Source organism: Polymorphospora sp. A560 (genome assembly GCF_045781765.1).
Lineage (GTDB): Bacteria > Actinomycetota > Actinomycetes > Mycobacteriales > Micromonosporaceae > Polymorphospora > Polymorphospora lycopeni.
Window position 1 is genome coordinate 440205 of the sequence record NZ_CP122282.1, and the last position, 15326, is coordinate 455530.

The 15326-nt window shown below is 69.8% G+C and carries 11 protein-coding genes and 1 riboswitch; of the genes, 5 read left to right on the forward strand and 6 right to left on the reverse strand.

The genetic code is table 11. The features are described 5' to 3' along the window. The first annotated feature begins 60 nt into the window (after positions 1-60). Positions 61-1371 (forward strand): ABC transporter ATP-binding protein, encoded by a 1311-nt coding sequence (locus tag QCD66_RS02055; protein WP_357538308.1) that lies wholly within the window; start codon positions 61-63, stop codon positions 1369-1371. A gap of 4 nt (positions 1372-1375) precedes the next feature. Here the strand turns inward: QCD66_RS02055 and QCD66_RS02060 are convergent, their stop codons facing one another. Next, entirely contained in the window at positions 1376-1621 is a 246-nt protein-coding gene (locus QCD66_RS02060) for a TerD family protein (protein ID WP_375733593.1), read from the reverse strand. Between the two features lie 293 nt (positions 1622-1914). Between QCD66_RS02060 and QCD66_RS02065 the strand changes: the two genes are divergently transcribed. Then, positions 1915-2994 (forward strand): glycoside hydrolase family 19 protein, encoded by a 1080-nt coding sequence (locus QCD66_RS02065; protein WP_357538312.1) that lies wholly within the window; start codon positions 1915-1917, stop codon positions 2992-2994. Between the two features lie 66 nt (positions 2995-3060). On the opposite strand, the gene QCD66_RS02070 is transcribed toward QCD66_RS02065, so the two are convergent. After that, complete coding sequence (locus QCD66_RS02070) at positions 3061-3504, reverse strand: hypothetical protein (protein ID WP_364214446.1); 444 nt, start codon at positions 3502-3504, stop codon at positions 3061-3063. Positions 3505-3781: 277 nt separating this feature from the next. Then, a riboswitch (cyclic di-AMP (ydaO/yuaA leader) is annotated at positions 3782-3913 on the forward strand. 4 nt (positions 3914-3917) lie between these two features. On the opposite strand from QCD66_RS02070, the gene QCD66_RS02075 reads away from it, so the two are divergent. Continuing rightward, positions 3918-4955 carry a coiled-coil domain-containing protein gene (locus QCD66_RS02075; RefSeq protein WP_375733592.1) on the forward strand — a complete coding sequence of 346 codons (1038 nt, stop codon included), beginning with the start codon at positions 3918-3920 and terminating at the stop codon, positions 4953-4955. A 53-nt stretch (positions 4956-5008) separates the two neighbouring features. On the opposite strand, the gene QCD66_RS02080 is transcribed toward QCD66_RS02075, so the two are convergent. From QCD66_RS02080 to QCD66_RS02095, 4 genes are all read right to left on the reverse strand, one after another. Then, positions 5009-7381 (reverse strand): glycoside hydrolase family 65 protein, encoded by a 2373-nt coding sequence (locus QCD66_RS02080; protein WP_375733591.1) that lies wholly within the window; start codon positions 7379-7381, stop codon positions 5009-5011. Continuing rightward, positions 7378-8202: a beta-phosphoglucomutase family hydrolase gene (locus tag QCD66_RS02085; protein WP_364214437.1), complete on the reverse strand. Its 825-nt coding sequence runs from the start codon at positions 8200-8202 to the stop codon at positions 7378-7380. The genes QCD66_RS02080 and QCD66_RS02085 overlap by 4 nt, the downstream gene beginning before the upstream one ends. A gap of 57 nt (positions 8203-8259) precedes the next feature. Beyond that, the gene (locus tag QCD66_RS02090; protein ID WP_375733590.1) at positions 8260-9804 is read right to left on the reverse strand and encodes a multicopper oxidase family protein; all 1545 of its coding nucleotides are present in this window, start codon (positions 9802-9804) and stop codon (positions 8260-8262) included. 109 nt (positions 9805-9913) lie between these two features. Beyond that, on the reverse strand, positions 9914-10381 hold the full coding sequence (locus QCD66_RS02095; protein ID WP_357538322.1) for a DUF4442 domain-containing protein: 468 nt from the start codon (positions 10379-10381) through the stop codon (positions 9914-9916). Positions 10382-10541: 160 nt separating this feature from the next. Here QCD66_RS02095 and dnaE point away from each other — a divergent pair, with 160 nt between their 5' ends. Next, complete coding sequence (gene dnaE / locus QCD66_RS02100) at positions 10542-14087, forward strand: DNA polymerase III subunit alpha (protein ID WP_375733589.1); 3546 nt, start codon at positions 10542-10544, stop codon at positions 14085-14087. After that, positions 14084-15301, forward strand: coding sequence for an FxsB family cyclophane-forming radical SAM/SPASM peptide maturase (locus tag QCD66_RS02105; RefSeq protein ID WP_375733588.1), 1218 nt, complete (start codon positions 14084-14086; stop codon positions 15299-15301). The genes dnaE and QCD66_RS02105 overlap by 4 nt, the downstream gene beginning before the upstream one ends. Positions 15302-15326: the final 25 nt, after the last annotated feature.

The window sequence follows — 15326 nt, forward strand, 5'->3', positions numbered from 1 at the left end:
GACCTGATGACGCTCGTCACAGTCATTCGGAGGCCGGCATCGAGGCTTGGGGAGGTGGCGGTGACAACCGTCGCGCTCAAAGACGTCACAAAGGTGTTCCACGACGGCACGATCGCGGTCGACAACGTCAATCTGGACGTTAACGACGGCGAGTTCATGGTGCTGCTCGGCCCGTCGGGCTGCGGCAAGTCCACCGTGCTGCGGATGGTCGCCGGGCTGGAGGACCCGAGTTCGGGGGCCATCCTGCTCGACGGTGAGCTGGCCAACGACCTGCCACCTCGCGACCGCCGGATCGCCATGGTCTTCCAGGACTTCGCCCTCTATCCGCACATGACGGTCGGCGACAACATCGCCTTCCCGCTGCGGCTGTCCGGGGTGGAGCCCGCTCCGCGCGGTGAGCGGGTGGCCGACGTCGCCAGCGCCCTCGGCATCGGCGACGTGCTCGGCCGTAAACCGAACCAGCTCTCCGGTGGCCAGCGTCAGCGGGTCGCGATGGGACGCGCGATCGTACGCCGCCCCGGACTGTTCCTGATGGACGAACCGCTGTCCAACCTGGACAGCGGTCTGCGGGCGGAGCTGCGGGCCGAGATCTCCGGACTGGTGCGCGAGCTGAAGGTCAGCACCATCTACGTCACCCACGACCAGGCCGAGGCGCTGACCATGGCCGACCGGGTGGCGATCATGCGTAAGGGGGTGCTCCAGGACGTCGGCACCCCCACCCAGGTCTACGGGCGGCCGGCGACCCTCTACGTCGCCGCCTTCCTCGGCAGCCCCCGGATGAACCTGCTCGAGGCGTCGGTCTACGTGCACCTGGACCGCTACGTCACGCTCAACCTCGGTGACCAGGCGCTCTACCTGCCATGGGACGACATCCGGGCGCGGGCCGTCGCGCACTACCACGGTGAGCGGATCGTCGTCGGGATGCGGGCCGAGGCGCTGACCCCGGTCGCACCCGACACCCAGGGCGACGTGCTCCAGGGCCGGATCCGCTACCTGGAGCACCACGGCCACGAGTCGCTGGCCTACCTCGACATCGGGGCGACCGCCGTGGTCGTCGACGACATCAGCGGCGCGGTCCCCGGCCAGGCCGCCGAACCGGGGCCGATCAAGCGGCTCGGTAATGCCGTCCAGCGGCTGACCGGGCGCGGCGCGGACGCCGGCCGCTCGATCCCGCGGCAGCGGCAGGCCGGCGGCCGGACCAGTGTGCTCAGCGACCCCGGCCGGCACCACCGGCGGCCGGCGGAACTGGCCGTACGGCTGGCGCCGTACCCGGGGGTGTCGGCGGGCCATCCGCTGGCGATCTCGGTACGCCTGGACGCCCTGCACTTCTTCGACGAGCGCGGCGACCGGATCGACGTGGGCTGGCGCTGACGCCTCACCTGCAGCCGTTGAGGGGACCGGCCGGACCGGTCCGCTTTCCGGAGTGGACGACCGCGCCGCTCGGGTGGTGCTGCTGGTCGTAGAACACGGGGTCCTTGTCGCCGTGGACCCTGCCGGCCGCGGTCACCAGGAGCGCGGACGCGTCCACGTCGGGTACGCCGGCGCCGGCGGTCCAACTCGGCACGAGCCGTACCCGGGTCGGCGTGAGTGCTGTGCTGGCTCCGTCGGCCAGCGGTGACATGGGTGGCTCCTCGTGCTCGGGGTCGTTCGACCGTATTGGGCACCGTGCGGCGAAGAGTATTTATCTAGATCATCTCGGCCGTTGGGCAGCTCGGTCGGTCCATCCGGTTCGCCCCGCAACCGGCCGTGCGGTGCGGCCCGGTGGCGTCTCCTCGCCGGATGACCTCGGCCGGTGCCGTCGTGCGCCCCGCGTATGCCCGGGGCTCGATCCCCTTGCGTTGGCCGACGGAATAGGTTAGTAAAGTTTATTAAAAGATGGCTGTCTAAGTCTGCTGTAACGAGGAGAGTGATTACGTGTCCAGAAAACGCACGATCGCGTCGCTGGCCGCACTCGCGGTCGCGGTCGCCCTGGCCGTCGTCGTACCGATGTCGTCCGCGTCCGCCGCGACCTGCGCGACCGCCTGGAACTCCTCGGCGGTCTACACCGGAGGCATGACCGCCTCCCACAACGGCCGTAACTGGCAGGCCAAGTGGTGGACGCAGGGCGAGGCGCCCAGCACCGGTGGCTCCGGCGTCTGGGCCGACCAGGGCACCTGCGGAGGCGGCACCCAGCCGCCGCCGGGCACCAACTGCAACCACCCCGCCTGGGTCGCCGGCCAGTGGTACCCGGCCGGCTCGATCGTCCGCTACACCAACGGCCAGTACTACCGGGCCAAGCACGAGAATCCCGGGTACGACCCGATCATCAGCACCTGGTACTGGGAGCCCTACTCCTGCGGCGGGCAGCCGCCCACCACCCCGCCGGGCGGCAACACCGGCTTCGTGGTCAGCCAGGCGCAGTTCAACCAGATGTTCCCGAGCCGGAACGGCTTCTACACCTACAGCGGGCTGACCGCCGCGCTGAGCGCGTACCCGGGCTTCGCCAAGACCGGTGACGAGACCACCCGGCGGCGCGAGGCGGCGGCCTTCCTGGCCAACGTCAACCATGAGACCGGCGGGCTGGTCCACATCGTCGAGCAGAACCAGGCCAACTACCCGCACTACTGCGACACCAGCCAGCCGTACGGCTGCCCGGCCGGCCAGGCCGCCTACTACGGCCGCGGCCCCGTGCAGTTGAGCTGGAACTTCAACTACAAGGCGGCCGGCGACGCGCTTGGCCTGCCGCTGCTCACCAACCCGTGGCTGGTGCAGAACGACGCGGCCGTGGCCTGGAAGACGGCGCTGTGGTACTGGAACACCCAGTCGGGTCCGGGCACGATGACCCCGCACCACGCGATGGTCAACGGGATCGGTTTCGGTGAGACGATCCGCAGCATCAACGGCGCGCTGGAGTGCAACGGCCGCAACCCGGCCACGGTGCAGAGTCGGGTGAACGCCTACCAGCGGTTCGTCCAGATCCTCGGCACCACGCCCGGCAACAACCTCTACTGCTGAGACCGCGCGGGCCGGCGGCGGACAGGTCCGCCGCCGGCCCGCGATCCGGTGGGTGCCGGGCTCCGGTCAGCGTCCGCCGCGTCCCGGCCCCGGCCCGAACCCGCCGCCCTTGCCCCCGAACACGCCGGCCTCGGCGCCCGCGATGATCGCGTCGGCCTGCTCCCGGGTCAGCTTGCCTTCCTCGACCGCCGCGTCGAGCCGCTCCTTGAGCTTCGCCTGCCGCTCCTGCTCGGCCCCGGTGCGCAGGTCACCCTGCACCTTCTCCAGCGCGGCGCTGACCTTCTCCACGTCGACGCCGAGTTCGGCGGCCAGCCCCTCGGCGAGCTGCCGGTTGTGCTCGGCCCGCCGTTCCTCGTGCTGCTCCGTCCGGGACGGCGCGCTGGAGGACGACGTCGACGGCGCGGGTGTCGGATCCTCGGCGAGGGCCACGGTCGGTACGGCCACCGCCAGAGCGAGCACCCCGGCCGCACCGAGGCCGACGAGTGCCGCCTTCCTGGGGACGATCTGCATGATCACTTTCCTCCGATTGGTAACGGTTGGACGGTTTACCGGGATTCACCATGAGTCGTGCCGCTGGGCGCCGGCCATGTGGAACCTGTCAGCAAGCTGGCAAGTCACCGCCCGGCAGCCGCCGGCGGCCGGCTCGACCGACCAACAGACATCACCGAAAGTCGTTGTCCTGTAACGCATCCGCCCTGGTAGTGGCTCGGTGGTTCCGGAGCGACGGACCCGAACCATCCGGTAGGCTGGCCCGCGGTCTCCGCCCGGCGGCGCCCATCGGCGCCGGTGGTGACCGCCGCCCAATCGCCGCGAGGCGAGCCGGGGAACCAGGTGTCCCGGGGTGAATCCGCGCCAGCGGTAGGGATCCTTCCGTCCCGAACCCGTCAGCTAACCCGGTCGGCGGCAGATGGGAGGAACGGTAGATGACGTCATTCCAGCGTCGGCGGCAGTCGCTGCCCGTCACGCTCGTGACCGCCGTAGCCGTGCTCATCGGCTTGGCGGTCGCCCCCGGCACGGCACACGCCGAGCCAACTTCCGCACCGACGACGCCCGGCGACGAGGGTGAGAACCCGTTGCTGCGCGACGTGATGGAAGCCACCAGCCGTGGCTACGTCGAGGCGAAGACGGCGGTCGACAACTCACGCAAGCGCCAGCTGCAGCTCACCCTCGAACTGCAGAAGGTCGAAAAGCAGATCGAGATGCTCCAGCCCGAGATCGGCCAGGTGGCGGCCAACGCCTACCGGATGGGCCGCATCGGGCCGATGATGATGCTGCTCAACAGCGCGTCGCCCGAGGACTTCCTCGACCGCGCCGAGAGCCTCGACGCCCTCGCCCAGCACGACAACCGGAAGATGCGCGAACTCAACGCCGCGCTCGACCAGGCCAACCGGGCCAAGGCCGCGATCGACCAGGCCGTCACCGAGGAGCAGCAGCAACTCGAGGTCATGGCGAAGAAAAAGGCCGAGACCGAGAAGGCGCTCCGGCTGGCCGGCGGCGCCTCGACCGGCGGGTTCGTCAACGCGACCTCGCCGATCGCCGCGCAGGCCCCGCGCAACCGCGATGGATCGTGGCCGGCACAGTCGTGCAACCAGAACGACCCGACGACCTCGGGATGCATCACCGCGCGTACCCTGCACGCGCTCAAGGAGACCCAGAAGGCCGGGTTCAACTGGTACGTCTCCTGCTACCGCCCCGGTGGGCCGTACGAGCACCCCAAGGGACGCGCCTGCGACTTCTCTTCCCAGAAGAAGGGCTTCGGCGGCGTCGCGCAGGGTGAGAACAGGTTGTACGGCAACAACCTGGCCGCGTTCCTGGTCCGCAACGCCGACCGGCTCGGCATCCTCTACGTCATCTGGTTCAAACAGGTCTGGCTACCGGCGATCGGCTGGAAGTCGTACAGCGGCGCCTACGGCGACCCGAACACCGACCACACGAACCACGTGCACCTGTCCCTGCTGTAGGGACACTCACGCCGGAGCCGGGTCGCCTGCGCGACCCGGCTCCGGCGTATCCGTCACAGCTCGCCCAGCGCCGACCGGCGGGCCGGGGCACGCCCCGGCGGCTGGCGGGGCGGCGGCCCCGCCGGCGGAGCCGCCGGGATCGGCAGGGTCACCGGATCGTCACAGGTCACCGTGACCTCCTCACCGTGGTGCCGCAACTCCAGCCGGGTGTCGTCGTCGCCGTCCCGCAGCGCGTACGTCACCTCGTGCGGCCGCACGTCGACCCGCAGCCGCCGGCCGTGCCACATCAACGAGAACTCCAGCCGGCCGATCCGGCTCGGCAGCCGGGGCGCGAACGACAACCGGCCGTCGTGGTCACGCATCCCGCCGAGCCCGGCCACCAGCGCGATCCACGCCCCCGCCAGCGACGCCACATGCACCCCGTCGCGGGTGTTCTGGTGGATGTCGTGCAGATCCATCAGGGCGGCCTCGCCCAGATAGTCGTGGGCGAGTTCGAGATGGCCCGTCTCGGCGGCCAGCACCGACTGGGTGCACGCCGACAGCGACGAGTCGCGAACCGTACGACGCTCGTAGTAGACGAAGTTGCGCGCCTTCTCCTCGGCGGTGAACGCGTCGCCGCGCAGGTGCATCGCCATCACCAGGTCGGCCTGCTTGACCACCTGCTTGCGGTAGAGGTCGAAGTACGGGTGGTTGAGCAGCAGCGGGTACTTGTCCGGCGGGGTCGCGGCGAAGTCCCACTCCTGGTAGCGGGTGAAGCCCTCCACCTGCGGGTGCACGCCCAGCTCCTCGTCGTACGGCACGTACATCGACCCGGCCGCGTCCCGCCACGCGGCGGTCTCCTCGTCGTCGACGCCGAGCCGCCACGCCTCCTCGCTGTGCCGCTGCACCGCCTCCGCGGCGGCCAGCAGGTTCCGCTGCGCCATCAGGTTCGTGTAGACGTTGTCGTCCTTCACCGCCGTGTACTCGTCCGGCCCGGTGACCCCGTCGATGTGGAACCGGCCGTGCCGGTCGTGGTGGCCCAGCGACCGCCACAACCGCGCCGTCTCCACCAGCAGCTCCAGGCCGATCTCGCGCTCGAACTCGGTGTCCCCGGTCGCCTGCACGTAGCGGCGGACGGCGTCGGCGATGTCGGCGCCGATGTGGAAGCCGGCGGTGCCCGCCGGCCAGTACGCCGAACACTCGTGGCCCCGGATCGTCCGCCACGGGAACGCCGCCCCGTGCAGGTCGAGGGTCCGGGCCCGGTCCCGGGCCAGGTCCAGGGTGGCGTGCCGCCAGCGCAGGGCGTGCGCCACCGCGGCCGGCTGGGTGTACGTCAGCACCGGCAGCACGAACGTCTCGGTGTCCCAGAAGACGTGGCCGTCGTAGCCCGGACCGGTCAGGCCCTTCGCGGCGATCGGCCGCGACTCGGCCCGCGCGCCGGCCTGCAACACGTGGAACAGCCCGAACCGCACCGCCTGCTGCACCTCGGGATCACCCTCGACCCGCACGTCGGACGCGTCCCAGAAGTCGTCGAGGTATTCGCGCTGCTCGCGGACCAGCCCCTCCCAACCGGAGTAGCGGGCCCCGGCCAGCGCACCGCCGACCTGGTCCCGCAGCGCGGGCCGGGACCGCCGGCTGGACCAGCCGTACGTCAGGTACTTGACCATCCGCAGCCGCTGGCCCGGACGGAGCGCCACCGCGACCGTCGTACGGGCCCAGTCCTCGTACGCCTCGGTGGTCACCTTGGTGCGTTCCGGCCCGTCGACCTCGTGCCCCATCGCGGCGGCCAGCCGCAGCCCGCTCCGCTTGGTCCGGTGGATCAGCAGGCCACCGTCCTCGTAGACCAGCCGCTCCTCGGCCTGCAACGGCGACTCCAGTACGGCGGCGACCCGCGGGTCCTTCGCCTGCGCCGGCAGTTCCTCGTTGGCGACCAGTTCGGACTGCACGATCAGCCGCACCGGTTCGTCGACCGGTTCGATCTCGTAGCAGATCGCCGCGACCGCCCGTTGGGTGAACGACACCAGCCGGGTGCTGCGGATCCGGACCTCGTCGCCGGCCGGTGAACGCCAGTGCACGTTGCGTTCCAGGGTGCCGGCGCGCAGGTCGAGCACCCGCTCGTGGGCGAGCAGTTCGCCGTAGCGGACGTCGAACGGTTCGTCGTCGACCAGCAGCCGGATCAGCTTGCCGTTCGTGATGTTGACGATCGTCTGGCCCGACTCGGGAAAACCGAACCCGGCCTCGGCGTACGGCAGCGGACGCAGCTCGTAGAAGGAGTTGAGGTAGCTGCCGGGCAGTCCGTGCGGCTCACCCTCGTCGAGGTTGCCGCGCAGCCCGACATGCCCGTTGGCCAGCGCGAACACCGACTCCGACTGGGCCAGGATGTCCAGGTCGAGGCCGGTCTCCCGCACGTGCCACGGCTCGACCGGATAGGCCCGCTCACGGATCATGACACCGCCTCGCTTCGCTCGCCGTCGTCATGATTGGTACTGAGCTTGTTGGTTCGCTCGCTGCGCTCGCTCACGGCCTCTTGCGCGGTGAGTAGTTCGGACAGGTCGGTGACGACGACGTCGGCGCCGTGGACGCGCAGCGCCTCGGCCTGGCCGGCCCGGTCGACGCCGACCACCAGGCCGAACCCGCCGGCCCGGCCGGCCTCGACCCCGGCGAGCGCGTCTTCGAAGACCGCGGCCCGGGCCGGTTCGACCCCCAGCATCCGGGCCGCGGCCAGGAAGGTGTCCGGGGCCGGTTTGCCGGGCAGTCCCTGTTCGCGTGCGACGATGCCGTCGACGCGTACCTCGAACAGGTCCTCGATGCCGGCGGCGGCGAGCACCTGGCGGCAGTTCGCGCTGGCGGAGACGACCGCCCGGCGGATTCCGGCCCGGGCGACCGCGTGCAGGTAGGCGACCGATCCGTCGAAGACCTCTACGTCACCGGCGGCGATCCGGCGCAGCACGATGGCGTTCTTGCTGTTGCCGATCCCGTTGACCGTGTCGGCGGTCGGCGGGTCGTCCGGCGTCCCCTCCGGCAGCGTGATGCCGCGCGAGGCGAGGAAGTTGCGTACGCCGTCGAGGCGGGGCCGGCCGTCGACGTACAGGTGGTAGTCGGGGCCGGGGTCGAACGGCCGGAACGGCTCGCCGGTGGCGGCCGATCGGCGGCGCAGGTAGGCGTCGAAGGTCTCCGCCCAGGCCGCGTTGTGCACCCGTGCGGTCTGGGTCAGGACACCGTCGAGGTCGAACAGGCAGGCGGTGACGTCAGCGGGTAGACCGAGCACCAGGTCAATCTAACCGCGCCGAAGGCTGCTGAAACCCTGCCGCGCGGAGCGCCGCGGTCACTGTCCGTGTGAGTGTCCCGCCCCGCCGCGCGGCGGGGTGCCCGCCGACTGGCCCGGTTCGACCACCACGAACTGGCCCATCATCCCCTGGTCCTCGTGATAGAGCAGATGACAGTGGTACATGTACGGCACGTTCGGGTCGGCGTGGTCACCGAACCGCATGATGATCCGTACGGTGTCGTCGTCGGGCAGGAGGATGGTGTCCTTCCAGCCGGCGAGGTGCGGCGGTGGCGGCTCGCCGCCGATCGTCAGCACCTGGAACTGCACATCGTGCACGTGCAGGTTGTGCGGGGTGCCGTCGAGCTTGGTGACCTCCCAGATCTCGACGCTGCCCCGGACGACGGCGGCGTCGATCCGGCCCATGTCCATGCTCTTGCCGTTGATCCCCCGGCCGGCGAAGTCGAGCGACCGGGTCGTGACGGCCGACGCCGGATCGATGCGCTTGACCGGAACGAGCTGGTTGGGCAGGTCGGGTGCTGCCGCGAGGGTGCCGGCGGCCCGCAGTTCGAGCACGTCGAAGGTGTCCTCGCCGCCCGTGAACCGGTCGGAGAAGACGTTGCCGAGCGCGGGCGGGAAGCTGCGTACGGCGACCCGCTCGCCGGCCCGCATCCCGACGACGATCTCGGCCCGTTCACCTGGCGACAGGGTGATCCGCCGGGTGGTGTGCGGGGCGGGCAGCAGACCGCCGTCGGTGCCGATGAGCGCGAACGGCCGGTCGTCGGCGAGGCCGAAGTCGTACGTCCGGGCGGTGGAGCCGTTGAGCAGCCGGAGCCGTACCCGTTCGGTGGTGACGTCCAGGTAGGGCGCGACGGTGCCGTTGACCAGCAGGGTGTCGCCCAGCGTCCCGATGCCGGAGAACATGTTGCGGGTGACCCGCAGTTGTCCGTCCCGGTCGAAGTTCTTGTCCTGGACGATCACCGGGAAGTCGTCGACGCCGTAGTCGCGGGGGAGCGGTAGTGCCGATTCCCGCTCGTCGTCGATGATGAACATGCCGGCGAGGCCGCGGTAGACGTGCTCCTCGGTCTTGCCGTGCGGGTGCGGGTGGTACCAGAGGGTGGCCGCCGGCTGGTCGACCGTCCAGGTGGGTGACCAGGTGGCGCCGGGGCGTACCTCCTGGTGCGGGCCGCCGTCCATGACCGCGGGCAGGCGCATGCCGTGCCAGTGCACGCTGGTCGGCTCGGGCAGCCCGTTGACGACGTCGACGACGACCCGTTCGCCGCGCGTGGCGCGCAGGGTCGGTCCGAGGTAGTCGCCCTCGAAGCCCCAGGTCCGGGTGGCCGTGCCCCGGCCGAAGTCGCGCTGGCCGGCCTGCGCCCGCAGGTCGAACACCCGTCGTCCCTCGTCGTCGATGCGGGACGGGGCCAGCGGTGGTACGGCGAGCGGGTTACGGAAGTCGACCTTTCCGGCGGTGTCGATCCCCGGCCGCAGCAGCAGCCACCCGGTGATCCCGGCGCTGCCGCAGCAGCAGAGCACGACGACCGCGACGAGTATGCCGACGAGCAGGCGGAGCGGTCGGCGGGGACGGGGACCGGTGGTGGTCACCGAGAACCTCCTCGATAGGTCTGACAGCTACATGTAGCGTGTCTTCCTATCGAGGAGGTGTCCAGGTCCGCCGGCCGGATTCAGGGGCGGATCAGGGAAGACCCGGGGATCACTGCGGGCGCAGCGTCCAGACCACGGTCAACAGGGCCGTGACCCGCGCGCTCTCGCCCTCGGTGGAGATCTCCACCAGGACCGGGAACTCCGGTCGGGTGCCGGCGGCGAGTTCGGCCTCGACCTCGGCGACCGGCCGGCCGAGGCGGGCCGTCGCCCGTACCGGACCCATGGCGAGCTTCTTGTACGCGATCTCGGCGCGTACGGCCAGCGGCACGGCGCGGTCGAGCAGGTGCCCGAAGCCGGCGAGGACGACCGCGCCGGAGGCGGTCTCCCCGAGGGTGAACATGGCGCCGGCGTGCGGCCCGCCGACGTGGTTGTGGGTCGCTCCGGAGTCCGGCAGGCGCACGATCGCGTGCAGCCCCTCGGAGTCTTCCGCCACGTCGATGAACTCGATTCCGAGGGTGCGGGCGAACGGGACGGCCTGCAGCATTCCGGCGGCCACCTGCCGCGAGTCGATGGACATGGCAGCATGTTACTTGCTGGTAACTTGCTTGGGCAATCGGCCTCCGGCGGCCGGCGGGACGCGCCGGACGCCCTGTCCACGCCCGCGTCGGGACAGCGCTAGGGTCAGGTGGGCTTCGCGCCGCCGTACCGGCCGGCATCTCACGTGGGGGGAGAAACCTGTGGCTGACCAGTTCGTCCATCTGCATGTGCATTCCGAGTACTCGATGCTGGACGGAGCGGCCCGCCTCAAGGAGATGTTCGGCGAAGCGGCCCGGCTCGGGATGCCCGCGGTGGCCGTCACCGACCACGGCAACATGCACGGGGCGTACGACTTCTTCCAGCAGGCCAAGGCGACCGGCATCACCCCGGTCATCGGGATCGAGGCGTATCTCGCACCGGCCTCCCGGTTCGACAAGAAGCGGATCAACTGGGGTAACCCGGACCAGAAGCGCGACGACGTCTCCGGTAACGGCGCCTTCACCCACATGACGATGTGGGCCCGTAACGCCGAGGGCCTCCACAACCTCTTCCGGCTCAACTCGCGGGGGTCGATCGAGGGGCACTACGTCAAGGGCCGGATGGACGCCGACCTGATCTCCGAGCACTCCGCTGGCATCATGGCCACCACCGGCTGCCCGTCCGGCGAGGTGCAGACCCGGCTGCGGCTGGGGCACGTCAAGGAGGCCGAGGCGGCGGCCGCCAAATACCAGGACATCTTCGGCAAGGAAAACTTCTTCCTCGAACTCATGGACCACGGTCTGGAGATCGAGAAGCGGGTCCGTGACGGACTCCTGGAGATCGGCCGCCGGCTCGGCATCCCCCCGGTGGTCACCAACGACTCGCACTACACCTTCGCCTCCCAGGTCGAGGCGCACGACGCCCTGCTCTGCGTACAGACCGGCAGCAACCTGTCCGATCCCAACCGGTTCCGGTTCGACGGCGGCGGCTACTACATCAAGTCCGCCGAGGAGATGTACGCCGTCGACCTGTCCGAGGCGTGGCAGGAGGGCTGCCGCAACACGCTGCTCATCGCCTCCCGGGTCGAGACCGACGGGATGTTCAAGTTCCGGAACCTGATGCCGAAGTTCCCGGTCCCCGAGGGCGAGACCGAGTCGACCTGGTTCCGCAAGGAGGTCTGGGCCGGCATGGACCGCCGGTGGCCGGACGGCTACGACGAGGCCCGCCGCAAGCAGGCCGAGTACGAACTGGACGTCATCTGCGAGATGGGCTTCCCGGCCTACTTCCTCGTGGTCTCCGACTTCATCATGTGGGCGAAGAACAACGGCATCTCGGTCGGACCGGGGCGTGGCTCGGCGGCGGGCAGCATCGTCGCGTACGCGCTCGGCATCACCGACCTGGACCCGCTCCAGCACGGCCTGATCTTCGAGCGGTTCCTCAACCCCGAACGCGTCCAGATGCCCGACATCGACATCGACTTCGACGAGCGTGGGCGCGGTGACGTGATCCGCTACGTCACGGAGAAGTGGGGGTCGGACCGGGTCGCGCAGATCGCCACCTTCGGCACCATCAAGGCGAAGGCCGCCATCAAGGACGGCTGCCGGGTGCTCGGGTTCCCGTACGCCCTCGGCGACAAGATCACCAAGGCGATGCCGCCGGCGGTGCTGGGCAAGGACATCCCGCTGTCCGGCATCTTCGACCCGAAGCACCCCCGGTACGCCGAGGCCGCCGCGGTCCGTGAGCTGACCGCCAACGAAGCTGACGTCGCCAAGGTGATGGAGGTCGCCAAGGGCCTCGAAGGACTGGTCCGCCAGCTCGGCGTGCACGCCGCCGGCGTCATCATGTCGGCCGAGCCGCTGATCGACCACGTGCCGCTGGTCCAGCGTGACGCCGACGGCACCATCATCACGCAGTTCGACTATCCGACCTGCGAGTCGCTCGGGCTGCTGAAGATGGACTTCCTCGGCCTGCGCAACCTGACGATCATCGACGACGCGCTGAAGAACATCGAGGCGACCGCCGGGCTCAAGATCGACCTGCTCAAGCTGCCGCTCGACGACAAGCCGACCTTCGACCTGCTCGGCCGGGGCGACACGCTCGGCGTCTTCCAGTTCGACGGCGGGCCGATGCGGTCCCTGCTGCGGCTGATGAAGCCGGACAACTTCGAGGACATCTCCGCCGTCGGCGCCCTTTACCGCCCCGGCCCGATGGGCGTCAACTCGCACATCAACTACGCGCTGCGCAAGAACGGCCAGCAGGAGATCACCCCGATCCACCCGGAGCTGGCCGAACCGCTCAAGGAGATCCTGGCCGACACCTACGGTCTGATCGTCTACCAGGAGCAGGTGCAGCGTGTCGCGCAGAAGCTGGCCGGCTACACGCTCGGCCAGGCCGACCTGCTCCGCCGCGCGATGGGCAAGAAGAAGAAGGAGATCCTCGACAAGGAGTTCGTGCCGTTCCAGCAGGGCATGCTGGAACGCGACTATTCCAAGGAGGCGTGCCAGGCGGTCTGGGACGTGCTGGTGCCGTTCGCCGGCTACGCCTTCAACAAGGCGCACTCCGCCGCGTACGGCCTGATCAGCTACTGGACCGCATACCTGAAGGCGAACTATCCGGCCGAGTACATGGCGGGCCTGCTGACCTCGGTCGGCGACAAGAAGGACACCATGGCGCTCTACCTGGCCGAGTGCCGCAGCATGGGGATCAAGGTGCTGCCGCCGGACGTCAACGAGTCGGCCCTGGCCTTCACCCCGGTCGGTCGTGACATCCGTTTCGGCCTCGGCGCCGTACGCAATGTCGGCGCGAACGTGGTGGCGTCGATCGTGAAGTCCCGGCAGGAGAAGGGGGCGTACACGTCGTTCTCCGACTTCCTGTCAAAGGTCGAGCTGGTCGTCTGCAACAAGCGGACGGTGGAATCGCTGATCAAGGCGGGCGGCTTCGACGAGATGGGGCACACCCGGCGTGATCTGGTGATCCACCACGAGACGGCGATCGACGCCGTCGTCGGCCTCAAGCGGCAGGAGGCCGCCGGCCAGTTCGACCTGTTCGGCGGGCTGACCGAGACGCCGAGCGAGTCGTCGGTCGTCGGTCTCGACCTGACCTTCAGCGGGCAGGAGTGGCACAAGAAGGAGAAGCTCGCCTTCGAGCGCGACATGCTCGGCCTGTACGTCTCCGACCACCCGCTGGCCGGCACCGAGCGGATTCTCAAGGCCAACAGCGAGCAGATGATCAGCGAGATCCTCGGCGAGGACACCCCGGACCGCAAGCCGGTGGTGCTCGCCGGCATGATCTCCGGCGTCACCCGGAAGATCACCAAGCAGGGCGCCTCCTGGGCGATCGTGCACCTGGAGGACCTCAGCGGTAGCGTCGAGGTGCTGTTCTTCCCCAAGTCCTACGAAGTGCTCGGGCAGTACATGATCGAGGACACTGTTGTGAAGATCTCCGGGCACGTCAGCCGGCGCGACGGTGAGGTCAGCGTGTTCGGCCAGGACATGGCGATCCTCGACGTGTCCAGTGTGGTCGAGGGCGGCGAGCCGCCGATCGTGCTGGTCACCACCATGGACAAGGTGACCGCCGAGTTCGCGCAGGAGTTGAGGCGGGTGCTGCTCGCCCACCCCGGCGACGTACCGGTGCAGATGCGGCTGCGCAAGCCGGCCGGTGCCGGCGCAGACCTCCGCCTGGCTCTCGGCGCGGAGATCAAGGTGGCCAACGACGTCGCGTTCCGTTCCGAGATCAAGGTGTTGCTCGGGGCGGGCGGCATCGAGTGAGCCGGCCGGCGCGGTGGCCCGAAGACCTCGATCTGGCGGCGCTGCGCCGGACCGGCTTCCGGCCGGCGCCGTTCCGGCAGTTCGTCGTCAAGGTGCACGCCCGCTGCAACCTGGCCTGCGACTACTGCTACGTCTACACGATGGCCGACCAGAGTTGGCGGTCGCGGCCGAAGGTCATGTCGGCGGCGGTGCACTCCCGGGTCTGCGAGCGGATCGCCGAGCACGCCCGGACCCACGCCCTCGCCGAGGTGGCCGTGGTGCTGCACGGCGGGGAGCCGTTGCTCGCCGGCACCGGGGCGGTGGAGCGCACCGCCGAACTCCTGCGGACGCTGTTGCCGGCGGGCACCACGTTGTCGTTGAGCGTGCAGACCAACGGCATCCTGCTCGACCGGCCGATGCTGTCGGCGTTGCGTCGGCACGGCTACCGGGTCGGGGTGAGCCTGGACGGTGACGCGGTCGGCAACGACCGGCACCGCCGGTTCGCCGACGGGCGCGGCAGTTACGCGCAGGTCCGGGCCGGTCTCGACCTGCTCACCGGCGCTGACTTCCGGGAGATGTTCGCCGGTCTGCTGTGTACGGTCGACCTGGCCAACGATCCGGTCGGCACGTACGAGGCGCTGCTGTCCTTCGCGCCACCGACGATCGACCTGCTGCTGCCGCACGGCAACTGGTCGGATCCGCCGCCGGGCCGGCCGCCGACCGGCGCCACCCCGTACGCCGACTGGCTGATCGCGGTCTTCGACCGGTGGTACGGCGCGCCGCGGCGGGAGACCGGGATCCGGCTCTTCGAGGAGATCATCCACCTGCTGCTGGGTGGTCCGGGCCGGTCGGAGTCGGTCGGTCTGAGCCCGTACGTGACCGCGGTCGTCGACACCGACGGGGCGGTCGAGCAGGTGGACACGCTCAAGTCGGCTTACCCGGGGGCGCCCGCGACCGGCCGCAACGTCGACACCGACGCGTTCGACGCGGCACTCTGGCATCCCGCGGTCGTGGCCCGCCAGTTGGGGGCGGCTGCCCTGTCCGACGAGTGTGGCCGGTGCGACGTCGTACGCACCTGTGGCGGCGGCTGTTTCCCGCACCGCTATCGCGCCGGCTTTGGGTTCCGTAACCCGTCCGTCTACTGTGTCGATCTCTATCGGTTGATCGACCACGTACGGCGACGGCTGTCGGTAGATCTTCGGCAACGGGTGCCGGCGGTTCCCTCCATCGAGTGATGATCGACAATTGTCGGTCCAATTT